This is a genomic window from Euzebyella marina (assembly GCF_014855515.1).
Taxonomy (GTDB): domain Bacteria; phylum Bacteroidota; class Bacteroidia; order Flavobacteriales; family Flavobacteriaceae; genus Euzebyella; species Euzebyella marina.
In genome coordinates, this window is record NZ_JACYFK010000001.1 from 861,101 (window position 1) to 885,068 (window position 23,968).

21 protein-coding genes and 1 pseudogene are annotated in these 23,968 nt (G+C 40.7%); 7 read left to right on the plus strand and 15 right to left on the minus strand.

What is annotated here, in order from left to right:
* Window positions 1-136: 136 nt before the first annotated feature.
* From IL356_RS03410 to IL356_RS03420, 3 genes are all read right to left on the minus strand, one after another.
* Window positions 137-1,165, minus strand: coding sequence for a helix-turn-helix domain-containing protein (locus IL356_RS03410; protein WP_162987773.1), 1,029 nt, complete (start codon window positions 1,163-1,165; stop codon window positions 137-139).
* 328 nt (window positions 1,166-1,493) lie between these two features.
* Entirely contained in the window at window positions 1,494-1,883 is a 390-nt protein-coding gene (locus tag IL356_RS03415; RefSeq protein WP_121847199.1) for a DUF2721 domain-containing protein, read from the minus strand.
* Window positions 1,884-2,888 (minus strand): ThuA domain-containing protein, encoded by a 1,005-nt coding sequence (locus IL356_RS03420; RefSeq protein WP_225621374.1) that lies wholly within the window; start codon window positions 2,886-2,888, stop codon window positions 1,884-1,886. It lies immediately after the preceding gene.
* A gap of 78 nt (window positions 2,889-2,966) precedes the next feature.
* On the opposite strand from IL356_RS03420, the gene IL356_RS03425 reads away from it, so the two are divergent.
* A complete protein-coding gene (locus IL356_RS03425; protein WP_121847198.1) occupies window positions 2,967-4,124 on the plus strand; it encodes a methionine aminotransferase in 1,158 nt (385 codons plus the stop codon).
* 19 nt (window positions 4,125-4,143) lie between these two features.
* Here IL356_RS03425 and IL356_RS03430 read toward each other — a convergent pair whose 3' ends face one another.
* The 7 genes from IL356_RS03430 to trhO all read right to left on the minus strand — a co-directional run bounded on the left by IL356_RS03430 (window position 4,144) and on the right by trhO (window position 11,807).
* Window positions 4,144-4,674: a GNAT family N-acetyltransferase gene (locus tag IL356_RS03430; RefSeq protein WP_121847197.1), complete on the minus strand. Its 531-nt coding sequence runs from the start codon at window positions 4,672-4,674 to the stop codon at window positions 4,144-4,146.
* 399 nt (window positions 4,675-5,073) lie between these two features.
* Window positions 5,074-5,727 carry a CoA transferase subunit B gene (locus IL356_RS03435; protein ID WP_121847196.1) on the minus strand — a complete coding sequence of 218 codons (654 nt, stop codon included), beginning with the start codon at window positions 5,725-5,727 and terminating at the stop codon, window positions 5,074-5,076.
* Between the two features lie 39 nt (window positions 5,728-5,766).
* A complete protein-coding gene (locus IL356_RS03440) occupies window positions 5,767-6,465 on the minus strand; it encodes a CoA transferase subunit A (RefSeq protein WP_121847195.1) in 699 nt (232 codons plus the stop codon).
* A gap of 112 nt (window positions 6,466-6,577) precedes the next feature.
* The gene (locus tag IL356_RS03445; protein ID WP_121847194.1) at window positions 6,578-8,929 is read right to left on the minus strand and encodes a penicillin-binding protein 1A; all 2,352 of its coding nucleotides are present in this window, start codon (window positions 8,927-8,929) and stop codon (window positions 6,578-6,580) included.
* Between the two features lie 3 nt (window positions 8,930-8,932).
* The gene (locus tag IL356_RS03450) at window positions 8,933-9,418 is read right to left on the minus strand and encodes a gliding motility lipoprotein GldH (RefSeq protein WP_121847193.1); all 486 of its coding nucleotides are present in this window, start codon (window positions 9,416-9,418) and stop codon (window positions 8,933-8,935) included.
* The gene (locus IL356_RS03455; protein WP_121847192.1) at window positions 9,411-10,661 is read right to left on the minus strand and encodes a PSP1 domain-containing protein; all 1,251 of its coding nucleotides are present in this window, start codon (window positions 10,659-10,661) and stop codon (window positions 9,411-9,413) included. Before IL356_RS03455 ends, IL356_RS03450 begins: the two co-directional genes overlap by 8 nt.
* Before the next feature lie 114 nt (window positions 10,662-10,775).
* Window positions 10,776-11,807 (minus strand): oxygen-dependent tRNA uridine(34) hydroxylase TrhO, encoded by a 1,032-nt coding sequence (gene trhO, locus IL356_RS03460; protein ID WP_121847191.1) that lies wholly within the window; start codon window positions 11,805-11,807, stop codon window positions 10,776-10,778.
* Window positions 11,808-12,248: 441 nt separating this feature from the next.
* On the opposite strand from trhO, the gene recA reads away from it, so the two are divergent.
* The 4 genes from recA to IL356_RS03480 all read left to right on the plus strand — a co-directional run bounded on the left by recA (window position 12,249) and on the right by IL356_RS03480 (window position 16,048).
* Window positions 12,249-13,256, plus strand: a complete 1,008-nt coding sequence (recA, locus tag IL356_RS03465) for a recombinase RecA (RefSeq protein WP_121847190.1) — start codon at window positions 12,249-12,251, stop codon at window positions 13,254-13,256.
* Window positions 13,257-13,389: 133 nt separating this feature from the next.
* Entirely contained in the window at window positions 13,390-13,815 is a 426-nt protein-coding gene (locus IL356_RS03470) for a hypothetical protein (RefSeq protein ID WP_121847189.1), read from the plus strand.
* A gap of 36 nt (window positions 13,816-13,851) precedes the next feature.
* A complete protein-coding gene (locus IL356_RS03475) occupies window positions 13,852-14,421 on the plus strand; it encodes an RNA polymerase sigma factor (protein ID WP_121847188.1) in 570 nt (189 codons plus the stop codon).
* Between the two features lie 43 nt (window positions 14,422-14,464).
* Complete coding sequence (locus IL356_RS03480; RefSeq protein WP_121847187.1) at window positions 14,465-16,048, plus strand: outer membrane beta-barrel protein; 1,584 nt, start codon at window positions 14,465-14,467, stop codon at window positions 16,046-16,048.
* A gap of 88 nt (window positions 16,049-16,136) precedes the next feature.
* Here the strand turns inward: IL356_RS03480 and katG are convergent, their stop codons facing one another.
* Entirely contained in the window at window positions 16,137-18,383 is a 2,247-nt protein-coding gene (gene katG, locus IL356_RS03485) for a catalase/peroxidase HPI (RefSeq protein ID WP_121847186.1), read from the minus strand.
* Window positions 18,384-18,531: 148 nt separating this feature from the next.
* Window positions 18,532-19,272, minus strand: coding sequence for a lysophospholipid acyltransferase family protein (locus IL356_RS03490; protein WP_121847185.1), 741 nt, complete (start codon window positions 19,270-19,272; stop codon window positions 18,532-18,534).
* A gap of 71 nt (window positions 19,273-19,343) precedes the next feature.
* Here IL356_RS03490 and trpS point away from each other — a divergent pair, with 71 nt between their 5' ends.
* Complete coding sequence (trpS, locus tag IL356_RS03495; protein ID WP_121847184.1) at window positions 19,344-20,312, plus strand: tryptophan--tRNA ligase; 969 nt, start codon at window positions 19,344-19,346, stop codon at window positions 20,310-20,312.
* 3 nt (window positions 20,313-20,315) lie between these two features.
* Window positions 20,316-21,272, plus strand: a pseudogene (locus IL356_RS03500) (M28 family metallopeptidase).
* Window positions 21,273-21,275: 3 nt separating this feature from the next.
* Here the strand turns inward: IL356_RS03500 and IL356_RS03505 are convergent.
* From IL356_RS03505 to dprA, 3 genes are all read right to left on the minus strand, one after another.
* Window positions 21,276-21,656 (minus strand): VOC family protein, encoded by a 381-nt coding sequence (locus IL356_RS03505; RefSeq protein WP_121850552.1) that lies wholly within the window; start codon window positions 21,654-21,656, stop codon window positions 21,276-21,278.
* A 155-nt stretch (window positions 21,657-21,811) separates the two neighbouring features.
* Entirely contained in the window at window positions 21,812-22,627 is an 816-nt protein-coding gene (locus tag IL356_RS03510; protein ID WP_121847183.1) for an AraC family transcriptional regulator, read from the minus strand.
* 209 nt (window positions 22,628-22,836) lie between these two features.
* Complete coding sequence (dprA, locus tag IL356_RS03515) at window positions 22,837-23,937, minus strand: DNA-processing protein DprA (RefSeq protein WP_121847182.1); 1,101 nt, start codon at window positions 23,935-23,937, stop codon at window positions 22,837-22,839.
* Between the last annotated feature and the right edge of the window lie 31 nt (window positions 23,938-23,968).

Here is a 23,968-nt window from a genome sequence, read left to right on the forward strand (position 1 = left end):
ATACAACAAGACCTACAAAGCGTACAGCTAATTCTACCATCTATACAAAAAGCAAGAAAATTCTATTTTTTTAGTAGTTTAGAGTAAAAGTTCTACTCGTTAATATTGAAAGAGAAAGGAAAGGAAATCGTTAGCTTTAGGAAAAAGCCACTTTTCTAGAACGAGCCTGTTTGCGAAACTCGGTTGGGGTCATACCACAGTATTTTTTAAAGGCCAAATAAAAGGAGGATTTAGAGTTAAAACCGGCCTCAAGCCCCACCGACACGACGGTGTAGCCATTAAAATCACTATCAGCTAGCATGTCTTCGGCATCGGAAACCCTAAAACGGTTGATTGAATCGGTAAAACTTTGATTTTCGAGCTTATTAACCAATTGTGATAGATAAGTAGCGCTGATGTTCAATACTTCAGATACCGAGGTAAGACTGACATCGGGATTGCGATATATTTTTTCTACAATCAAAAGGCGCCTGAACTCTTTATAATAGGCATTGCCATTGGTCAAGGGTAGGTTGCTTTTTTTCTCGATTCTTTGAAGTTTAATCGCTGTTAATTTGGCAATTAACCTAAATAGGGCCAAGTGCCTAGAGGTAAAGAACCCTTTGGTGCTATGCTCAGAATCAAGTACCCCTAACATGACCCCATCATCTATAATTGGAACGGCCAATTCTGAATACCTCCTTTTGTCATCAAGAATGTATCTTTTGTCCAAAGAAGTGTCAGATACCATAATGGGTTGTTCACTTGCAGCTACTTCCCCAACTATCCCTTTTCCCATGGGGATTTTGATAGGACTCAAAATTTGTTTTTGCCCCTTATGCTTATTGCCAAAGGCTGCTTTCTGTTCTAGCGATTGGTCTTTTTCATTTAAAAGATAGATGACACAGTCTTCTAACCCTAATTGAGAAATACAGTTTTGGGAAATATCCCAAAGAACCGCTTCTGAACTATTCTTGTCGAATAGAGAGGTAGCGAAATAACCGAGAACAGAGGCAAGTTCATAATTGTTCTTATCCTTTACCAACTCAGTGGCCTGAAAAATATCTTTTAATCCCTCCACAAAAAACCTACCCTCTTCACCAATCGCCTGTACTTCGTTGCTAGTTTGATTTTTAATGGTTTTAAATCGATTTGCTTTCTTGAAAAGCAAAAGAATTAAGACCATTATAAACACAAGTACACATATAGGGATAATTATACTTAATAGATTCATGGCAATGCATTAGTGGGTGATACTGCCAAAGTTAGAATTGCCATTTTACAATGAATACCACAGGTGTAACAGCTTATAGGACATATGTAACATCACTTTTATTAGGCCTAAAAAACGACCGTTTGGTCGGTGAACATTGCAGAAAGAAGAAATAGCGGTCATCAATGAATCATTGACCGCTGCATTTTGTAATACAACCGCATTGAACTCAAAAGAAAAGTAGAATGTTCAAATGAAAACGGACTAGGCAGTCTAATCCTCCAAAACCGTGTCGCTAATTTTATTTTTCCATATTTTCTAATTGTATGGACAGTGCTTTCGTAGAAAGTTGCACTTCAATCAGGGAAAGAATTAAACTTATCATTAGAGCTAAGAGGCTAACGCCAAAAATCAGGTTGGCCCATATGGGTTGTTCAATATATATCATCGACATAGTTATAACCGCCAGCAAAAAACTGAAAATCGCAGTGGCCTGCATATTCTTGATAATGCCCAATCGTTTACGCAATTGTTTTACCTGCAGTGCCAACGCAGCCGATTCTGTTTCTTGGTATTTTTGATGTAGTTGTCTTATCAAGGCCGCAATTGCCAAATATCTCGCATTATAGGCCAACATAGTCAACGAAATGGCCGGGAATAATAATGCCGGAATACTTAATGTCAACTCCATTTATCTTTGAAACTTTTCAGAGCTGGTCTCGTTCTCGCTTGGGAAATTTTCAGGAATCTTTTGGGTTACTTCACCGGTAGCCGCCCATTCGGCCCCACGAAGCATGCTAGTTAGAAACCCGACGCCTTCAACCGAGTAATCGGCATGCCCCATTATATTATGAAATATTCTTCCTTTGCCATACTCCAAAACCATAAGGGCGGGCTCGTGACGTTCGGTTCCTTTAAATTCAGCCGATGAGTAGGCTGTTGCGAGTACCTCCATATTTTCTGCCGGGCCCCGCAACCGATCATAAAGTTCGTCTTTTACATGCAACCATTTTGCTGGCAGTCCTTTAGTAATCGGATGTTCCGTATTGCGAATTTCAATAGTATACTCATGCTGCGGGCCATGGGCCCCCGCTTTTCCTGGTGAAGTATCCCTGATAAGTTCACCTGCATCATTATAATAGACATAAGGGCCGTCTTTCTCTGTTCGGTCTCCCCAACCACCTATTCCAATCATTTGATTATAGGCCTCCCAATCGGGAAAGCTATTATCGGCAGCGTGAAATACAACTAATCCGCCCCCTTTTTTTATAAACTTTTCAAAGGCTTTTTTAGTTTTCTCAGGCCATGGGGCGGCATTCCAACCAAAATTACAGACCACTAAATCGTACTTTGAGAAATCGGGATTATAATTAGGGTCTGCCTTGGGTTCTTTCAAGGCCTGCGTTTCCGGCAGTCCTTCAATTTTATACTCGCTTATCAAATCATCACCTTGCCAAGTAAAAGCCGAACGGGCAACATCTACTGTGAAAAGCCCCGTCTTTTCCATCTCGGTCTTTAACATATAGCTTATTTTGGGCCAATGCTCATGGTTGTTTTGCCCATCTACTATTAATGTTCTTATTTCTTTGGTTTTCATATCCGATTTGGATTGAGAGGTCGCAGTAACGCCTATCATCAGAGCGGCTAATAGCACCCAAAATTTCCCAAGTGTTCCCATGATTATATTTTGTCCCATAAATATAATCGATTCAATTAAAGATTGTCTTTGCGATGAAAAGTATCTGCTATTTTAGTGCAAAATTCATTCTTGACTATGCAAGCTTTTAAGAACCCAGGCCGTTCAAAACTGCCAAATGTTGGCACTACCATTTTCACTACCGTTGGTATTTTGGCCAAACAGCATCGAGCTATTGATCTTTCACAAGGCTTTCCAAATTTTGAAGCTGATCCTAGACTTTTCGAACTGGTAAACAAGGTAATGCATGAAGGGTACAATCAGTATGCACCGATGCAAGGAGACTATTCTCTTAGGGAAACCATTGCAAATAAAATAGAGAAGTTACATGGTACGGTCTATCATCCTGAAATGGAAATAACGGTTACGGTCGGTGCAACGCAGGCCATATTCACAGCTATTGCGGCCTTTATTTCGCCCGGAGACGAAGTTATTATTCTCAAACCTGCCTATGATTGTTATGAACCGGCTATCGAGTTGAACGGGGGTATACCCGTACCTATTCAAATGGGCTTAAATGACTATGCTATCGATTGGGATGCGCTGAAAAATGCCATAACCCCGAAGACGAAAATGCTTGTGCTCAACACACCTCATAACCCAAGTGGAAAGGTGTTCAGTAAAAACGAATTACAAAAGCTTGAGACTATTTTAGAGCCGACGGATATCATTGTGGTAAGTGATGAAGTCTACGAGCATATTGTCTTTGATGAAAACGAACATATTAGCCTTTCTCAAATTGAAGGATTGGCAAACAGGAGCTTTATTTGTGCTTCTTTCGGTAAGACTTTTCATGTAACCGGTTGGAAAGTGGGCTATTGTGCAGCCCCGAGCGAATTAATGAAAGAATTTAGAAAAGTTCATCAATTCGCTGTTTTCTGTGTCGACCACCCTACGCAAAAGGCCATGAACACATATTTGCAGGATGAGTCACTCTATCTGGGACTAAAGAGTTTTTATCAGAAAAAGAGAGATTTCTTTCTTAACGCTTTAAATTCTTCTAGGTTTACTTATTCACCATGCGAAGGAACCTACTTTCAACTCTTGAATTACTCTCAAATTACCAATGAAAATGATGAAGCTTTCGCCCGTAGACTTATCATAGAATTTGGTATCGCCTGTATACCAATCTCCTCGTTCAACCTAAATCGGAGACAAGACGGTGTGCTGCGTTTTTGCTTTGCAAAAAAGAATGAGACCCTAGAGAAAGCTGCGGAAATCTTATGTGGACTCTAATAATCTTTTGGAAATTCGACTACGACAAATCGAACCGCATGAGCCAATCGGTCTGTACATCGTCTCCTATGGGGTAAGGATGGGTTCCGAACTTTGAAAACCCATTTTTTTGATAAAAACGTATGGCACCTTCATTCTTCTCCCAAACACCCAGCCACAGAAATTTCTTCTCTGCTTCCAAAGCAATCTCCTTAACTGCATTCATGAGTTCTTTTCCTATTCCTTTTCCTTGAAACTCATTGAGAACATAGATACGCTCCAGTTCTATGGTGTCCGCGTCCTTCACATCGGTTTGCGCCCCATGTTGATTAACTTTAAAATACCCTGCGATTTTATCATTTACAAACACAAAATAGAACTCTGAATCGGGGTTCTGTAGCTCTAGGGAGAGCTTTTCCTTTGAAAAAGAAGAATTAAGATACGTCTTAAAATCTTCAGGATTATTTTGATGTTCGAAGGCGTCTTTAAATGTTTGTCTTGAAATAGAGATGAGTAATTCAAGATCATGCTCTTCGCACTTTTGAATAGCTAGTGAATTGTTTGCGTCCATTTCACTAATTTAAAAAAATGCATAAAAAAAAGAGCAACCTTTGGGGAAGTTGCTCTTTTAAATTTTTTATTCAAAAAGTCTTATAGCATAAACAACTTTTTGGTTAGAAGTACGATACCACTCAAGAATTCATATTTGTAGACTTGAATGTCTTCACGGGTTTGGTTCATTTGGGCTTCCATAGACTGTAGGTTTAGTTCAAAAAAATTAAGACTTGGTAAGGGTTTTGGTATTAGCAACACTTGCAATTAATAACAATGTAAATGTAGCTTACCATTATAAGTTTAAAAAATAGATGTTGTGAACCTACCGTAAAATGTTGTGAAAAAAAGCAAGGTTCAAAAAGTTCGATGAAATGCATTCTCCCTTGAAGCGGAAAGGACCACTTTAAACCATCTCTTAAACAGCCATTTCAGGAATTTCTCCTTCTATTTTTAAAGTACCCTCCGTAGCTTTCTTTATTTCTTCTACGGAAACCCCAGGTGCCCTTTCTAATAAGCTGAAGCCCTCCTCAGTAACTTCTAGCACCGCGAGATTCGTAACTATTTTAGTAACACAGCCAACGCCCGTTAATGGTAACGTACATTTTTTTAAAAGCTTCGATTCGCCGGCACGATTAGTATGCATCATGGCCACAATGATATTTTCTGCCGATGCGACCAAATCCATAGCGCCGCCCATGCCTTTTACCATTTTACCCGGTATTTTCCAATTGGCTATATCTCCGTTTTCGGCTACCTCCATGGCGCCCAAAATAGTGAGGTCGACGTGTTGGCCCCGAATCATGCCAAAACTCGTAGCCGAATCAAAAAATGAAGCCCCTGGCAAGGTGGTTATCGTTTGTTTTCCCGCGTTGATGACATCGGCATCTTCTTCGCCTTCAAAAGGAAAAGGACCCATACCCAAAACGCCGTTTTCACTTTGAAACTCAACACTTATATCATCTCTCACAAAATTGGCCACAAGGGTGGGAATACCAATCCCCAAATTGACATAATAACCGTCTTTTACCTCTTTGGCAATTCGTTTTGCGATTCCGTTTTTATCTAGCATTCTTATTAATTTGAAGATGTGAAGATTTAAAATTGTAGACTACTTTTTTCTTATCGTACGTTGTTCAATTCTTTTCTCATATTCCTTTCCTTGAAATATGCGCTGTACAAATATTCCGGGCACGTGAATTTGATTAGGGTCTAACTCGCCTGCAGGTACCAGTTCTTCTACTTCGGCAACGGTTATTTTCGCCGCCCCACACATACACGGATTAAAATTTCTAGCGGTACCCTTGAAAATCAAGTTGCCAGCTTCGTCTCCTTTCCACGCTTTTACAAAAGCAAAGTCTGCTTTATACGCTTCTTCCAACACATACATCTTACCATTGAACTCTCTAGTCTCTTTACCCATAGCGACTTCCGTACCATAACCAGCAGGTGTATAAAACGCTGGGAAACCTGCCTGGGCCGCACGACACTTTTCTGCCAGGGTACCTTGGGGGGTCAGTTCTACCTCAAGCTCGCCACTTAACATCTGCCGCTCAAACTCATCATTTTCGCCAACATACGACGAAATCATTTTTTTTATTTGATGTTTCTGTAAAAGAAGTCCCAAACCGAAATCATCGACCCCGGCATTATTCGATATACAGGTAATGTCTTTTACACCCAACCTTACTAGTTCAGAAATGGCGTTTTCCGGTATACCACAAAGCCCAAAACCGCCCAACATGAAGGTCATATCATTTTCTACCCCTTTAAGAGCTTGTCTCACATCGGACACTTTTTTAAGAATCATATAATTATAAGTTATTATTTTGCGTATTGTTCAATTTACAACTTTATCAATAAAAAAACCCTTGGCCTTTCGTTAAAAGGCAAGGGTATTTATGTGTGTTAAAAAGATTGTTTTAAAAGTCGAGGTCTTCTAAATCTTCTTCAATTTCTAAATCGTCTTGTTGTTCTTCAGCGGGTTCTGAACAATCGACCCGAATCGATAGGTTTTCAGGTTTCTCGAATTCGCCATCGGAGATACCTAAATCTTTATTATCGTAATTTTTCTTCATATACATCCCCCAAATGGGTAGCGCCATAGCGGCACCTTGGCCATATGTGATACTTTTAAAATGAACCGACCTTTCTTCACCGCCGACCCAAACACCGGTCACTAAATTCGGCACCATACCCATAAACCAACCATCACTTTGGTTCTGGGTGGTTCCTGTCTTACCGGCTATGGGATTGGTAAAGCCATAAGGGTATCCTGTGATAATTTCTTTGTACTCGGTGGCGTTCTTTTTATAGCTATGGCGTAACCTAGTACCTGAACCACCTTGGGTCACCCCTTCCATTAAATTCACCATTGTGTAGGCCACATCTTTACTAAGCACATCTTTGGTTTCTGGCACGTATTCAAATAATACGGTTCCGTTTTTATCCTCAATGCGGGTAACCATTACAGGCTTTACATAAACCCCTTGATTGGCGAATGTGCCATAGGCCCCCACCATTTCGTAAACGTTGAATTCAGGAGTACCCAAGGCAATTGCCGGTACTTCGAGAATTTCTTTGTCCAATCCTAAGTTCTTGACGATAGACACAACCGAACGTGGGCCTACCCTATCAATTAATTGGGCCGTTACCGTATTAACCGAATTGGCCAAGGCCGCCTTAAGCGTAAAATCTTTACCGGAATACTTGCCATCTGCATTTTTAGGACACCAAGGCTCTAAATTTCCATGTTTGTTGGCCTCGATACAATACAATATATCCGGATATTCATCACAGGGAGACAACCTCAGCTGATCAATGGCAGCTGCATATACAAATGGTTTAAATGTAGAGCCTGCTTGCCTAGAACCTTGATACACATTATCATACTGAAAATGCCTATAATCTATACCCCCTACCCAAGCCTTTACGTGGCCCGTTTGAGGCTCCATAGACATCATAGCTGCTCTCAAAAAAGTCTTATAATATCTAATAGAGTCCAAAGGAGTCATAATGGTATCCCGTTCTCGGCCGTCGCTATTCCAGTCAAAAACCGTCATTTCCGTTTTTTTGGTAAAGGACTCTCTTATCTGTTTTTCTGATTTTCCCTCATCTTTCATTATTCGCCACCTATCAGAAGTACGCATCGCTCTCTCCATGATTCGGTCGATTTCGGTCTTGTCTAAATCTAGAAAGGGTGCTGTAGGGTTTCTGTCAGGAGTATTCTGATGAAAAAACTCGGCCTGTAACTTGGCCATGTGTTGCCGTACAGCGTCTTCGGCATTTGCCTGCATTCTCGAATCGATGGTTGTATAAATCTTAAGGCCATCTAACCAAAGGCTCCATTTATCCCTAGCCCCATCGATTGCAGGTTTTGGGTTCTTTTGAATCCAATCGTTCATAAAGCCCTGTAAATACATTCGAAAGTAGGTGGCCAAACCTTCTTTATGAGACTCAGGGTTATAATTAATATCCATCTTTAAGGCCTGCAAAGAATCTTTCTCCTTTTCAGAGATATATCCATATTTTGCCATTTGGCCCAAAACGGTATTTCTTCTATTAGTCACCAATTCTTCTCTTCGAATCGGGTTGAAATAGGATGAATTTTTAAGCATCCCCACCAAAACAGCTGATTCTTCGGTCTTCAGCTCTTGAGGTTCTTTACCAAAGTAAATCTTCGATGCCGAACGAATGCCATCGGCATTGTTCAAGAAATCATATTGGTTAAGGTACATGGCAATAATTTCTTCTTTGGTATACTGCCTTTCCAATCGGGTTGCGAGAACCCACTCCATTATTTTTTGGCGAATCGCCTCTACTTTGTTCTTAGAACGCACCCCTACAAATAACTGCCTTGCCAATTGCTGGGTTATAGTACTCGCCCCTCCTTTTTTACCTAAATAAGCAAGTGCCCGCATAAAACCAAAAGCATCAATGCCTGAATGGTCATAAAACCGGGCATCTTCGGTTGCGATAAGGGCATTGACCAAATTACTGGGCAAGCTGTCATATGGTACCGGAGTACGGTTATCATCTAGATAAAATTTACCTAAGGTCTTGCCATCGGAAGAAATGATTTCGGTAGCCAAATTCGTCTGAGGGTTTTCGAGATACTCATACTCGGGCATATCGATACCCAAAAGGCCCCATGATGCCAACAAGAAAATCAAGGCTACACATAGTACCCCGGAAGCAAACAGGATCCAAAACCATTTAACATATTTAAAAAACCCTGTAGTATTGGGCTTCTTCTTTTTTGTAACCTTGGCCATATCTTATGGATTACTTTTTTCTATTTCAAAACCAACATCGGTAATGCCCTTTAGGCTTACAACACCATCGACACTGCCGTTTTTTCTCATCGCATGCGATAAACTTAGATTATATACGCCCGATTCGGGAAAAACGATGTTCTCTTTGTACCACAATTTATTTTCTTTAATGCTGCCATAACCTTTGCCTAGCCAAGTACCGTCTGGCAAAGCCATTTCATACTCCAAAGTATCTTTAACCGTTTCTCCGCTAGGAAATTCAAGTTCAGCGATTAGAAATAAATTATTGTAAGGAAAGGAGGCGTCATTACGCACATTAATGAACATATCGTGCTTTTGTAATGTATCTATCTCAGAAAAGGTAAACTGAAATGTACTGTCTTTATTCCAAGCGCCATTTTTAGTCGCCTGAAACTCTGATTTTACCAAATTATCGTTGCACGAGAAGAGCAAGGCAATCAAGCAAGGGAGGCCCCAATATTTAACCATTTTTCTGTCGCCTTTTTTTATTGTTTCTGCGTTTGTTTTTGGTTTGGTTGCCTTTATTTTGGTTGTTCTGGTTATTAGGCTGTGTCTGCACCTTGGCGTTACCTGATTTGTTCTTGCGATTACGGTTACGCTTACGGTTTCTAGATTTTTTAGGCCTATCGAACCTAGTAAGACTATCTTGCCCCACCACGTTCTCAAAAACCTTCTCTTCTTTAACGAAGTTATCAGCGGTATATTCCTCTAAGCTCGAAACTTTTTCTTTCTTTTTATTCTTTTCAAGAATTTCGTGTACCTGCTCTTTAGTTAGAACATGCCAGTTAGAGGGGTCTTCTTTATAAGAAAACCATAGAAGTTCTTTGAAAATATCGGTCTTTTGGCAGTAAGCCAATCCTTTTTCGGTAAAGAGTTTGGTGTCTGTTGATGGAAAATCTTTTAAGGCTTCCAAATACATGTCCAACTCATAATTCAGGCAACATTTCAACTTACCACATTGCCCTGCCAATTTCTGTGGATTAAGCGACAATTGTTGGTAACGTGCTGCAGAAGTAGAAACCGATCTAAAATCTGTCAACCAGGTCGAGCAACACAATTCTCGTCCGCAAGAACCGATGCCTCCCAATCTCTGCGCTTCTTGCCTGTAGCCTATTTGACGCATTTCTATACGAATGCCAAAGGCTTTGGCCATGTCTTTAATAAGTTGTCTGAAATCTACCCGTTCTTCTGCCGTATAGTAAAAGGTCGCTTTTGACCCATCACCTTGAAACTCGACATCTGAAATCTTCATTTGAAGCTTCAGTATAATGGCGATTTCCCGCGCCCTTTTCTTTATTTCTTCTTCGCGGTCACGACATTTTTGCCATTTATCAATGTCGTTCTGAGTAGCTTTTCTATAGACCTTGGCGAGTGATTTATCTTGAGCATCAACTTTTTTGCGCTTCATCTGCACTTTGACCAACTCACCGACCAGGGTTACCATGCCTATATCATGCCCTGATTGTGCCTGAGTGGCCACTACATCACCAATGGAAAGGGAAAGGTTTTCGGTATTTCTAAAAAATTCTTTTCTACTGTTCTTGAAACGGACTTCCACACAATCGAATGGTTTTTCACCGCTCGGAAGCGACATATTGGAAAGCCAATCAAAGACCGTTAATTTATTACAACCATCGGTACCACAAGTTCCGTTGTTCTTGCATCCTCGAGGTTGTCCGTCCTTAGCGGTCGAACAACTGCTACAGCCCATATTTTATATCTTGGTCCCTCATTCAACCTAAAGCTCAATGGGGATGGGGTTCATATTAATCTTAATCGTAAAGGTAATGAAATTTTAATGCGATGTAAAGCTACTGATATAGCGTTAACGCTTAAACTTTAAAACCTCGGAGCGGCCCTTCTTGAAAATTTTGTTGCTAGCCCCTTTACCTTTTCTAAGCTTTTTTTGCTCTTCAAAAGGCAAAGCATTGATGTTCTTACAATGATCCGAACAGCAATTTTTCATCTTAGCGGCGCATTCATCACATTGAATAAATAGTAAATGGCATGCCTCGTTGGCACAGTTCACATGCGTATCGCAAGGTTGACCGCACTGGTGGCACTGGGCAATGACATCATCAGAAATGCGCTCACTTCGGCGATGGTCAAAAACAAAGTTCTTACCAATAAATTTATTTTCAAGATTTTTATTCTGCACTTGACGGGTATAGTCAATAATACCGCCTTCTAATTGGTAAACATTCTTAAAACCTTTGTGCTTATAGTATGCACTGGCTTTTTCACAACGAATACCTCCCGTACAGTACATTACCAGTTTTTTATCCTCTTTATGTTCTTTGAGGTCATTTTCGATAATGTCGAGTGAATCACGAAACGTATCGACATCGGGGGTGATGGCATTTTTAAAATGGCCGATTTCACTTTCGTAGTGGTTACGCATGTCTACCAACACGGTATCGGGGTCTTCAATTAATGCATTGAATTCTTCGGCGCTCACATGAACACCTTTGTTCGTAACATCGAAAGTATGGTCGTGAAGGCCATCGGCAACAATCTTGTTACGCACCTTCACCTTCAACTTTAAGAACGAAAGGTTGTCTTGCTCAATGGCTATGTTCAACCGAACATTTTCTAAAAACGAAATGCTGTCTAAATGTTCTTTAAACGCCACAAAGTTCTCAGCTGGTACTGAAAGTTGGGCGTTTATGCCTTCGTAGGCCACATAGATTCTACCTAGAACATCTAACTCGTTCCAAGCCAAGAAAAGATGGTTTCTTAAAATTTTCGGATTACCGATGTGTGCATATTGATAGAAAGAGATGGTCAGGCGCTCTTGCCCGGCCTCTTCAATAAGGGCGGCTCTTTCCTTTGCACTTAATGTATTGTACAGTTGCATGCTATACCAACGCTTTAAGTTAAAAGGATTTATTTCTGGAGGGCAAAATTAAAGAAAATCGGCGTTCAGGGCAATAAAAAAGAGCCTCGACAATAAATCAAGGCTCTTCAGTGGCCCTTCCGATTGATCTTCTTCATAGCATTCTTTCGAAAACACTAAAAGGAATGGCCGTTATAGCTCTCCACCTCAGCAGAGAATAATGTTTGAGTTAGTTCCCGATAAATCGGAATAGTGCTTTGTACGTTAGATGCGATTATTTAAAAAGGGTTGCGTGCGAGATTAAATTTTTCATTTTTTGTTAATCGTAAAATTCGACCAAAGGTAACAGCATGCCATATTTAAGAACTAAAGACTGTTCATAACACCTTGTTACAATTTGCAAAAGGCAACTGGTATTGTACAAAAGAAATGGTAATTTAGCATTCCTAATTTTTAATCATTATGAGCTCGGAGAAAGACGCCAAACTAAAGGCATTAAAATTAACACTTGATAAACTGGACAAGACCTACGGTAAAGGTGCGGTCATGAAAATGGGCGACAGCGTAGTTGAAGATGTTGAGGTCATACCTTCAGGGTCGTTGGGTCTTGACATCGCCTTAGGTGTTGGAGGCTATCCTCGTGGGCGTATCATTGAAATTTATGGGCCAGAATCTTCAGGTAAAACAACCCTGACGTTACATGCAATGGCCGAAGCTCAAAAACAAGGTGGTATTGCCGCATTTATTGATGCCGAGCATGCCTTCGACCGTTTTTATGCCCAAAAGTTGGGGGTAGACATCGATAACCTGATTATCTCACAGCCCGACAATGGTGAACAGGCCTTAGAAATTGCAGATAACCTAATTCGTTCGGGTGCCATCGATATTGTCGTTATTGACTCTGTTGCAGCTTTGACACCGAAAAGCGAGATTGAAGGTGAGATGGGTGATTCAAAAGTGGGTCTTCATGCCCGATTGATGTCCCAAGCTCTTCGTAAGCTAACCGGTTCTATTAGCAAAACTCATTGTACCGTTATATTTATCAACCAACTTCGTGAAAAAATCGGGGTCATGTTCGGAAACCCGGAAACAACTACCGGAGGTAATGCCCTTAAATTTTATGCATCGGTAAGACTTGATATCAGAAGGTCTACGCAGATAAAAAATACCGATGGTGACGTACAGGGTAACAAGACCCGTGTAAAAGTCGTTAAAAACAAAGTAGCGCCTCCATTTAGAACCACAGAGTTCGACATCATGTATGGTGAAGGAATTTCAAAGGTTGGCGAGATTATCGATTTGGGCGTACAATACGAAATTGTCAAAAAGAGCGGTTCATGGTTCAGCTATGGTGACACCAAGTTGGGGCAAGGTCGCGATGCGGTTAAATCTCTATTATTGGACAACCCTGAACTTTTCGAAGAACTTGATGGTAAAATTCGCGATGCCATAAAAGTATTGTCAGAATAGATTACCGTAAAAGATATTTGTTATTTACACCCTCGAACGCCCTGTTCGAGGGTGTTTATTTTATAACCATTGCCGATAGATAAACGCAACCCTTACGCCTTTTTTTCATCTTATGTAAAAAATTGATGTAATTATGAAACGATTGTTTTATCTAGTATCTTCGGTAGCTATCGTACTTGGTTTTGAATCATGTAGTTTAGATGACGATGGTGCCAATTTTCACTACACCCCCTTACAGATAGTGAATGCACAAGTACCTGATACTTTTGAATTCGGAAGGGTTTATACCATTAATGTCGACCTTTTGAGGCCCGACAATTGTACCTTGGCAGATAGGTTTGATGTCAGACGCTCAGCTACCGATTCTACCAATATCAGAACCGTATCGCACATTGGTATTGTTTTGGAAAAAGATGAATGTGCCGAAGTGGCGGAAGAAATTAGTGATTCATTTCAATTTGAAGTAATTTATACCGAACCTTATATTTTTAAATTTTATTCTGGGAACAATGAAAACGGTGATGCCGAATTTATAGAAGTACAAGTACCCGTCAAATAGTTATTAGCATTCCCAAACATAAATCTAACCAAAATTTTGAGTCTAGAAGAACTCATAAAAAACTGTAAAAAGGGTAATAGACAGGCACAAGAACAGTTGTATAAAACCTATTCGAAGACCCTGTTCGGCATTTGTCTGAAGTACTCCCGCAACAAGTCGGAAGCAGAAGACAATCTGCACGATAGTTTTATGGTCATATATGACAAAATAGGTCAATTCAAATCAAAAGGTTCTTTTGAGGGTTGGCTGAAAAGAGTGACCATTAATACAGTATTACAAAAATACCGTAAGGAGGAATATATGACGGTGGTTTCCGAAAATACCGAAGAGGAAACTGAGGTAGATAGCGGTTATGCCGATATTGGTCTGAGCACATTGCTATCTTATATTCAAGATTTGCCGAACAAGTACCGAATGACCTTCAACCTTTATGTGCTCGATGGCCATACGCATAAAGAAATTGGAGAATTATTAGGTACGTCACCTGGAACGTCAAAATCAAATTTGGCAAGGGCAAGGCAAATTCTAAAAGAAAGGATTGAAACAACACAAAACAAGGCCATCATCGGAGTACTCTTGTTCTTTTTTATAGAACTATGGGTATGATGAAAAACATCAAAAGCAAAATAAGATACCAAAGACATTTAAAATGAGTAAAAACAACCTGGATAAGCTCTTTCAAGAGAAGTTCAAGGACTTTGAAGAGGTTCCAGACCAACGAGTCTGGCAGGCTATTGAAGCTTCTTTGAACAAGAGACAAAAAAAGCGAGTCATTCCACTTTGGTGGAAGGTAGGCGGGGCTGCCGCTGTTTTAGCATTGGCACTATTGGTATTTGGTCCATCATCTAACGGTTTTGAAGATAATATACCAAGTGTTACAAATAGTGAAGACTCTGAAGGTTTACGTCGATTAGAAAACGAAACAGAGAATAACAATTCTTTTGAAAAAGACACGGATAATAGCATTACCCGGTCAGACAATAGTGCCTCCGATCAATTAAATAAAAAGCAAATTGGTGGTCAAGAAAACGGGCTTGTAGAGAGCAGCGGCAACGAAAGTGGTCATCAAAATGATACTGAGATTACCAATTCAAAAGAAGCGTTTCAAACTAAAAAGGGACAAGACGCCACAAAAAGTTTAAACCAAGGTTTAGCTACACGAAACGACAAAACTGATTCACAAATCACCCGTAACAACGAGGTGACCGAGCGTATCGATGGCAATGACTCTCTAACGAGCGAAGATAGAAATCAACCAAATTTTTCTAACACTGCTTTGGCAGGTAACCAGCAAAAGGAAGAGGTTGACCCTACCAAAACCCGCTCAGATTTCAGTGATGACATAAATACAGGTGATGGTCAAAACTCTGCCTTGGCACAAACTCAAACGGAGGAAAACAAAACCAAGGATGAGAACGACAATAAAATTTCTATTTATGATGCCATCGATGAACAAAATGAAGAAGAGGAAGTAGTCGCCGATTCTTACGAAGGTCGTTGGTCTTTAGGCCCGAACATTGCTCCGGTTTATTTTGATGCAGTAGGTCAGGGGTCACCGATTCATTCAGCATTCAACCAAAACACGAAATCAGGAAACACCAGTTTGAGTTATGGCCTTTCAGTTGCCTATCAAGTCAACAAAAAATTTAAAGTGCGTTCCGGTGTTCATAAGGTCAATTATGGTTATGAGACCGATGATGTTGCTTTTACCTCAACATTAGATGTGTCTTCATCCGAAAAAATCAAGAACATTAACTATACCCCTACGGCCAAAAACCTTATTGTTGATAGTGAAACTGCAACTTTCTCAAGCTTATCATCACCATTAAACGAATTGGCCCTTGAAGTGGGAGGGGTTGACGAAAATGCACGTACAGGTGCTATGGGTCAGCAACTGGGCTATATTGAGGTTCCTTTAGAGGTCGATTATGCCGTTATAGACCGAAAGTTTGGCCTCAACATCGTAGGTGGCATCAGTTCGTTGTTCTTATTGGATAATTCGGTGACGCTCACTTCGGGATCATTGATTACCGAAGTCGGGGAAGCAAATAACATTAATGACCTTAACTTTAGCACCAATATCGGTTTTGGTGTCAACTATAAGTTCACTCCCATGATTCAAATGAATATTGAACCCATGTTTAAATATCAATTGAACACTTTTTCAGAAGTTTCCGGTGATTTTAGGCCTTATAGTGTAGGTATTTATAGCGGTCTTAACTTTAAGTTTTAACGACTAATTATTTAGAGCGATAAAATTAAAGGGGCGGCACTTTGCAGTGCCACCCCTTTTTTACACCATAAGAAATCACTCTTTACGGCTATACCAAATCATACCGATCTAAATTCATCACCTTCGTCCATGCAGCAACAAAGTCGCTCACAAACTTATCATGGGCGTCTTCAGAGGCATAAACCTCGGCAATCGCTCTTAGTTCTGTGTTAGATCCAAAAATAAGGTCTACCCTTGTTCCTGTCCAAACTACTTCATCGGAACCGCGTTTTTTAGCCTCGAATACGGTTTCATTTTCTGAAGCAGAGCTCCATACGATATCCAAATCCAATAAATTCGCAAAGAAATCATTGGTCAATTCTCCCGGCTTATCGGTTAATACACCATGGTTCGAACCATTATAATTGGTTCCTAAAACCCGCATACCTCCTAACAATACAGTCATTTCGGGCGCAGTCAAGGTCATTAGTTGTGCCTTGTCTACCAATAATTCTTCAGCGGAAACATTGTATTTATCCCTAACATAATTTCTAAAACCGTCTCCTCTTGGCTGCAATGCATCAAATGCTTCTGCATCGGTTTGTTCTTCGGAAGCATCGGTTCTGCCCGGTGAGAAGGGTATTTTTACATTTTTACCTGCCTTTTCAGCGGCTTTTTCAATGGCAGCCGATCCACCAAGTACAATTAAATCGGCCAATGAAACCTTTTTGTTTCCTGATTGACCATCATTAAATTCCTTTTGAATTCTGCCTAAAGTATCCAATACCTTGGCCAATTGCTCGGGATTATTTACTTCCCAACCATTTTGCGGAGCTAGCCTAACGCGAGCACCATTGGCACCTCCTCTTTTATCGGAACCTCTAAATGTCGAGGCTGAAGCCCAAGCAGCTGAAACCAATTCGGAAACCGAAAGGCCCGAGGCCAAAATATTTGACTTTAACGCTTCAATATCACCCTCGTCAACTAAATCATGGTCAACTGCAGGTACGGGGTCTTGCCAAATCAACTCTTCATTAGGTACTTCAGGACCCAGGTAACGATCAACTGGGCCCATGTCTCTATGTGTAAGTTTGAACCAAGCACGGGCATAGGCATCTTGAAACTCTTCAGGATTCTCTAAAAAGTGCCTTGAAATCTTTTCATATGTAGGATCCATACGCAAAGACATATCGGTTACCAACATAAAAGGAGCATGCTTTTTATCCGGATTGTGCGCATCAGGCACTGTATCTGCACCCGCACCGTCTTTCGGTTTAAACTGCCATGCACCTGCCGGACTTTTCGTTAACTCCCATTCATAGCCGAAAAGATTCTCAAAATACTTATGGCTCCATTGGGTAGGCGTATTAGTCCAAGCTCCTTCAAGACCGCTGGTAATCGTATGTTCACCTTTACCGCTTTCGAAGTTGTTTTTCCATCCCATACTTTGCTCCAAAATTCCTGCACCGGCCGGTTCGGCCTCTACATAATCATCAGGGCTGGCTGCGCCGTGGGTTTTACCAAAGGTGTGGCCTCCGGCAATCAAAGCGACCGTTTCATAATCGTTCATTGCCATACGACCAAAGGTCTCACGAATATAGTGGGCCGCTTCAACAGGGTCAGGATTAGCATTATGCCCTTCAGGGTTCACATAGATTAATCCCATGTGAGCGGCACCAAGAGGGTTTTCTAATTGGTTGTCATTTGCATAGCGTTCTTTATTACCCAACCATTCGCCTTCAGAACCCCAGTAAATATCTTCTTCTGGCTGCCAAATATCTTCACGGCCTCCACCAAAACCGAACATTTTTAAACCCATCGATTCATGGGCACAGTTGCCTGCCAAAATCAAAAGATCGGCCCATGACAATTTCTTACCGTATTTCTTTTTTATAGGCCATAGCAACAATCTAGCTTTGTCTAAATTGGCATTATCGGGCCAGCTATTTAAAGGAGCAAAACGTTGAGATCCCGAACCTCCGCCGCCTCTACCATCGGCAATACGATAGGTGCCAGCACTGTGCCAGGCCATTCTAATAAAAAACGGGCCATAATGCCCATAATCGGCAGGCCACCATTCTTTACTATCGGTCATTAAATCATATAAGTCTTGTTTGACTGCCTGTAAGTCTAATTTTTTAAATTCTTCGGCATAGTTAAAATCTTTATCCATCGGATCCGATAAAGAAGAGTGTTGCCTTAGAATGTTCAAATTGAGTTGATTGGGCCACCAATCTTTGTTCGTTGTACCGCCGCCAGCTACTTGATTGAGGCTTCCGTTCAAAAAAGGACACTGGCCAGCGTTCGACTCGTTTACGTCCCACGCTTCTCCGTGAGAACTTGAATTACTATCCATGATGTTTATCGTTTTAAGGTTCCTTTAAAAGTACCAAAAATCGACATGGCTTGTAACCCCTATAGTTTTGATTTAAATTATTCTGGTATCGATAATCTCTATAGAACCTGTTAGCTACAGTTGAAAAAATCAATTCTTAAGGCCTAAATTATTGATTCTCTAAATCTCTAAGAATAATCAGTCGTACGGCATCACGCAGTGTCGACTTATCTTCTTCCTTTAAATGACAGGTTGAAAAAAATGAATGTACCTTCGCTCGAATAGGCCCCGGGCGACCACTGAAAAATGAAAAAGAGAATCTCTTCTTATTGTCAAGAAACGACATTGGCACTACAGGTATCTTGTGCGCTATGGCCATTTTAAAAGCCCCGTCTTTAAATTCATCTAGAACGACCGATTCATCGTCCGGAACACCACCCTCTGGAAAGATGCATATGCTAAGGCCTTGATTGAGTCTTTTCTGGGCCCGGCGGTAAACCCCGGTTCTACTCTTTGTGTCTGAGCGGTCGACCATGATACAAACCCTTTTATAAAAGAAACCGAAAATGGGTATTTTCACTAATTCTTTCTTACCAACAAATACAAAAGGGTTTTTGCTAATATGAAGCATCAGCATGATATCAAGCATACTGGTATGATTGGCCACCAGCATATAACTTTTGCCCTTTGCCAAACGCTCTTCCCATACGACCCGAGGCGGGCAGCCCATACCGTATAAAATTGGTCTCGCCCACAAGTTTCTGGCCAGCCAAAAAAATTGAGGATACCATTTTTCCGAAAATGTAGTTACCAATAACAGCGGAAAAAAAACGAGAATCGGCACAGTTACCAAAATATAGAACCAAATGCGGTAAACCGTATAACCCGCTTTTTTAAGGATTACAAACATGAAATCAAAAGTAACAAATTACCCCTGCTTTTACTGATTTCTTTATCTTTGGCCTCTTTGAAACAGTACACATGGCAAGAATACTAACAGGAATTCAAAGTACAGGAACCCCCCACCTTGGTAATATTTTAGGGGCAATAATGCCGGCCATTCGCATGGCACAAGATCCCAAAAACGAATCGTTTCTATTTATAGCGGATATGCATTCGCTTACCCAGATAAAAGATGCCGCAATCTTAAGGCAAAACACTTATGCCATAGCCTCAACTTGGCTTGCTTTTGGCCTTGACATCGAAAAAACGGTTTTTTACAGGCAAAGTGATGTTCCTCAAGTGACTGAGCTTTCTTGGTATTTAAGTTGTTTCTTTCCTTATCAACGTTTGACCCTGGCACATTCTTTTAAGGATAAGGCAGACAGACTGGAAGACGTAAATGCCGGCCTATTTACCTACCCTATGCTTATGGCCGCCGATATATTGCTTTACGATGCCCATATCGTGCCCGTTGGCAAAGATCAGCTTCAGCATATAGAAATGACCCGTGATGTTGCCTCAAGGTTTCATACCAAAATGGGGGAGACTTTTGTTATGCCAGAAGCTAAGGTTCAAGAGCAGACCATGTATGTGCCCGGTACCGATGGAGAAAAAATGAGCAAAAGTCGTGGAAACCTCATCAATCTGTTTCAACCCGATAAAAAACTAAGAAAACAGATCATGGGAATCAAGACGGATAGCACTCCCATGGAAGACCCGAAAGATCCGGCTACCGACAATGTTTTTGCCCTATATAAACTTTTGGCGTCGCAAGAACAAATAGAGGAAATGAGCGCTAATTATCTCGCCGGAAACTATGGCTATGGCCATGCCAAGCAAGCCCTATATGAAGTAATTGTACAAAAATTCGGGGAAGCAAGGGAAAAGTACGATTATTACATCAATCATTTTGACGAGGTTGACGAGGCGCTCTATAAAGGCGCGGAAAAAGCCAAAAAAGTGGCCGATGAAGTATTGGCTCGTGTTCGAACAAAAGTAGGGTACTAATCTATGCAAGACTATTTTTGGGCTTTTCTTCTTCTTCTCATTTCCGCAAGCGGTTATTCGCAGGCAGAAGTGACCACCGAAGAACTTCATGACCATATTGAATTTTTGACCTCAAAAGAAAATCAAGGAAGATATCCTGGAGGGAAGATCAATCAGGTTTTAGTAGACTATATCGCTTCCGATTTCGAGAATTCAGGACTAAAACCATTGTCAAAAAACTATCTTCAGAAGTTCAAGGCAGAACTAAGGGTTTCCGATAAAACTAAAAAGAAGCCTAAGGTAAAAACGTACAACGTAGTCGCTGTTTTAGAAGGGAATCACCCTGTTTTAAAGAATGAATACCTTGTTCTCGGAGCCCATTATGACCATTTGGGCCATGGCGGACCGAGTTCCAAGTCAGATAAGTTGAATACCGTTCACCCCGGTGCCGATGATAACGCTAGCGGCACCTCGGCTCTACTTGAAATATCAGAGCGATTGGCAGCTCACCAAAGTGAATTGAAAAGAAGCGTCATTGTCATTGCCTTTGGTGCTGAAGAACAGGGTCTATTGGGAAGCACCTATTTTGTCAATAACCCGCCTGTTTTTTTGGAACAGATCAAACTCATGATCAATATGGATATGGTGGGCCGGTTGAATTAGCAGAAGCAAGTCTATATGGGAGGCGCTGGTACCTTCCCGGGAGGTCAAGAATTAATGGCGACGCTAGGCAAGAAAGCAGGTTTGAACCCCGTAGTACATGCGGGATCGATCGGCGGCTCAGACCATGTCTCTTTTTACAAAAAGAATATCTCCGTTCTCGGCATGCATACAGGAGGTCATGATCAATACCACACGCCTGAGGATACAATTGAACTGATCAATCTAGAAGGTGAAAAAAAGGTCTGTGATTACATTTTCGATACCCTTTTCAAAATAGCCTCGAAAGACTATCCTATGGGGTTTATTCCTCAGGATTAAGAATCATTCTTCAGGAGCGGAATACGTTACAACATCGATTCCGATACCATTAGGGTCTTCTATGGCAAAATGTCTGTCTCCCCAAGGTTCATCTCGAATAGGTATTTTTATTTCCACCCCTTTGTTTTTGACTACTTCGTACAATTGATCAACGTTGTCTACCTCAATGGTCAAAAACATACCTCTACCTTCGAATTTATGGTGAAAAAGCGGTTGTTGCGAAGGATGATTGGGCAATAGAAAAGCCAACTCGGCACTTTTATTCGGGGTATGCATCAAAAGATAAAATTCATTTTCAAAAGTAACACCGAACCCCAAGAGGCCTGAATAAAACTCTTTGCTTTCAGCCATTTTTTCGGTAACGATACCTGCGTTTAGTTTCATAGTAACAATTTCTTTTATGATTACTGGGGTTTGTGCAGAAATAGTTGCCATCGTACCCATCAGACATATCCAATTTACAATAGTTTTCATACGCTTCTATTCTATTACAAATTTGCAGCTAACAGATTGGAAACAATTGTAAAAAACGGCCAAAGTTATCGGCCAAAGGCTTTGGTCGGGGTGACCCCATAATGGTTTCTAAACTCCTTTATGAAATGTGCTTGGTCGTAATACCCCACATCGTAAAAAAGTTTATTTTTCTTTAGGCTCTGTACCGACGGTTTTGCACGAAGAATATTTTGAAACCGAACGACTTTACTGAAGGTTTTAGGAGTATCACCTATATAATAATTAAACAACCGCCTTAATTGTCTTTGACTTATACCAAAATCAAGTTCTTCATTTACTTGCAGTACTCCTCTCTTTTTTAAAATCATGTCAAGAGACCTATACAACCTAGGATCCGCGTTGAAATCAGAGTTATTAACCAAGTCAAAGAAATAAGAATCGAACAGTTCTTTTATCTGTTCGAAACTCAAATTATCTTCCATTCTATCCCTCAAAAATGCCGAGGTATGACGGTGAATATCATCTAGGTCAACATATCTATTGCTAAGTTCAGAAGCATCAATTTTAAAGACCTGCGGAAACATCGTCGGAAGAAAGCGAATACCCACATAGTGAAAAGTCGTATCAAGAGTGAATTCAGTAAACTTTTTGCAAAAGCCCACTACAAAGCTTTCAGAAGGCATGGTCAACTCGAAAAATATATCGATACAACCATCTGAAACCACCCTATAGACAAAATTCTCTTGAAGCCGTTTTATGGTTTTTAGCTCCCAATAGCAATAAATACAGTTACGCAACAAATCGGCAGGCACCACCTCTCTATAAAGCACATTCGTACCCGACTGTTTTACCGTTGGCTGAACAGGTAGGTACAGATTTTTGATAGATGAAAAAGCTTGCATGCGCTTCTGTGGTGAAAAATTGGTTTTAAACTAGTCGGTCGGTTCACCTTTTACTACGTTAGAAATAAAACGAATGTATCTCTGACAGCTATCGGTAATTTATCGATGAACCGCACCAAATGCAATATTTCAAGGAAGATACTTATAATTACCGACCGTACAGTTGGTTTTGTAGTCAACTATCTAATCATAATCCCCCATTCATTTGACTAAATGGCCTCAAAAAGTTTGCCCGGCAAGGGGCGAATGACACCTTTCATTTCCATATTCAAAAGGGTAGACGATATCTTGAATACCGGTTGCTTGCATTCAAGGGCAATACTGTCTAGCATTTGTTTGCCTTCTTTTTGAAGATAATCATAAATCGCTTTTTCAATGCCGTCTAATTCTACGAAAAGTTGCTTTTGAACCGGTTGCGCTTTTTTAGCTATTTCCCAATTCAGCAGGTAAACTAAATCTGCGGCAGAAGTGAGCATATGTGCCTTTTGCTGTTTGATAAGGTTATTGCATCCGCTGCTATATTTATCGTCGGTACGGCCGGGTACGGCAAAAACATCACGATGGTAGCTATTTGCTATATCTGCCGTAACCAAACTTCCGCCCCTCTCGGCAGATTCAATGACAATAGTGGCCTCGCTCATACCGGCAATAATGCGATTGCGCTTCAAAAAATTCTCACGGTCCGGCTTGCTTGTGCTCCAAAATTCAGTGTAGAAGCCTCCATTCTTTTCCACTTCCATCACATACTTTGAATGAACCTTGGGGTAAATTTGATTCAGGCCGTGTGCCAAGCATCCGATAGTCTGTAATTTATTCTTCAAGGCAGCCCGCTGCACCGTAATGTCGACTCCGTAGGCGAACCCACTTACAATTATAGGGTCGAGTGGAGCTAAATCTTCAATGAATTTTTCACAAAAGGCCTGCCCATAGCTGGTAATATTACGCGTGCCCACAACACTTATAACCCTTCTACTACTTAAATCAATATTTCCCTTTTTGAATAGAAGTATCGGGCCGTCAATACAGTGCTTTAAGTAATTGGGGTAGTCCTCATCCATAAAATAGGAATATTCCCAATCATTTTTCGTTATCGTATTGAGTTCGGCCTCAGCTGCTTCTAGATGCTCTATATCATAAAGTGATTTGATCGCATGGGTGCCAATACCTTCGATGGAGAGCAAATGTTGCCTTTTGGTCTTGAAGATTTCTTCAGGACTCTTACAAAAAGCAATTAACTTTTTAGCGGTTACATCACCAACATTTGGTACATGCTGAAGCCTTAAAAGGGCAAGTAATTCATTCGTAGTCATTTAAAACCGAATCAAAGTTATCCACAAAATA

What these genes read in the sequence shown, in the direction of transcription:
- IL356_RS03505 (WP_121850552.1), bottom strand. Translation starts at nt 21,656, where the DNA reads ATGAAACTAAACGCAGGTATCGTTACCGAAAAAATGGCTGAAAGCAAA.
- IL356_RS03455 (WP_121847192.1), bottom strand. Translation starts at nt 10,661, where the DNA reads ATGGGCTGTAGCAGTTGTTCGACCGCTAAGGACGGACAACCTCGAGGA.
- IL356_RS03435 (WP_121847196.1), bottom strand. Translation starts at nt 5,727, where the DNA reads ATGCTAGATAAAAACGGAATCGCAAAACGAATTGCCAAAGAGGTAAAA.
- IL356_RS03445 (WP_121847194.1), bottom strand. Translation starts at nt 8,929, where the DNA reads ATGGCCAAGGTTACAAAAAAGAAGAAGCCCAATACTACAGGGTTTTTT.
- recA (WP_121847190.1), top strand. Translation starts at nt 12,249, where the DNA reads ATGAGCTCGGAGAAAGACGCCAAACTAAAGGCATTAAAATTAACACTT.
- IL356_RS03425 (WP_121847198.1), top strand. Translation starts at nt 2,967, where the DNA reads ATGCAAGCTTTTAAGAACCCAGGCCGTTCAAAACTGCCAAATGTTGGC.
- IL356_RS03430 (WP_121847197.1), bottom strand. Translation starts at nt 4,674, where the DNA reads ATGGACGCAAACAATTCACTAGCTATTCAAAAGTGCGAAGAGCATGAT.
- IL356_RS03440 (WP_121847195.1), bottom strand. Translation starts at nt 6,465, where the DNA reads ATGATTCTTAAAAAAGTGTCCGATGTGAGACAAGCTCTTAAAGGGGTA.
- IL356_RS03480 (WP_121847187.1), top strand. Translation starts at nt 14,465, where the DNA reads ATGAGTAAAAACAACCTGGATAAGCTCTTTCAAGAGAAGTTCAAGGAC.
- trpS (WP_121847184.1), top strand. Translation starts at nt 19,344, where the DNA reads ATGGCAAGAATACTAACAGGAATTCAAAGTACAGGAACCCCCCACCTT.
- dprA (WP_121847182.1), bottom strand. Translation starts at nt 23,937, where the DNA reads ATGACTACGAATGAATTACTTGCCCTTTTAAGGCTTCAGCATGTACCA.
- IL356_RS03420 (WP_225621374.1), bottom strand. Translation starts at nt 2,888, where the DNA reads ATGGGACAAAATATAATCATGGGAACACTTGGGAAATTTTGGGTGCTA.
- IL356_RS03450 (WP_121847193.1), bottom strand. Translation starts at nt 9,418, where the DNA reads ATGGTTAAATATTGGGGCCTCCCTTGCTTGATTGCCTTGCTCTTCTCG.
- IL356_RS03490 (WP_121847185.1), bottom strand. Translation starts at nt 19,272, where the DNA reads ATGTTTGTAATCCTTAAAAAAGCGGGTTATACGGTTTACCGCATTTGG.
- IL356_RS03410 (WP_162987773.1), bottom strand. Translation starts at nt 1,165, where the DNA reads ATGGTCTTAATTCTTTTGCTTTTCAAGAAAGCAAATCGATTTAAAACC.
- katG (WP_121847186.1), bottom strand. Translation starts at nt 18,383, where the DNA reads ATGGATAGTAATTCAAGTTCTCACGGAGAAGCGTGGGACGTAAACGAG.
- IL356_RS03470 (WP_121847189.1), top strand. Translation starts at nt 13,390, where the DNA reads ATGAAACGATTGTTTTATCTAGTATCTTCGGTAGCTATCGTACTTGGT.
- trhO (WP_121847191.1), bottom strand. Translation starts at nt 11,807, where the DNA reads ATGCAACTGTACAATACATTAAGTGCAAAGGAAAGAGCCGCCCTTATT.
- IL356_RS03510 (WP_121847183.1), bottom strand. Translation starts at nt 22,627, where the DNA reads ATGCAAGCTTTTTCATCTATCAAAAATCTGTACCTACCTGTTCAGCCA.
- IL356_RS03415 (WP_121847199.1), bottom strand. Translation starts at nt 1,883, where the DNA reads ATGGAGTTGACATTAAGTATTCCGGCATTATTATTCCCGGCCATTTCG.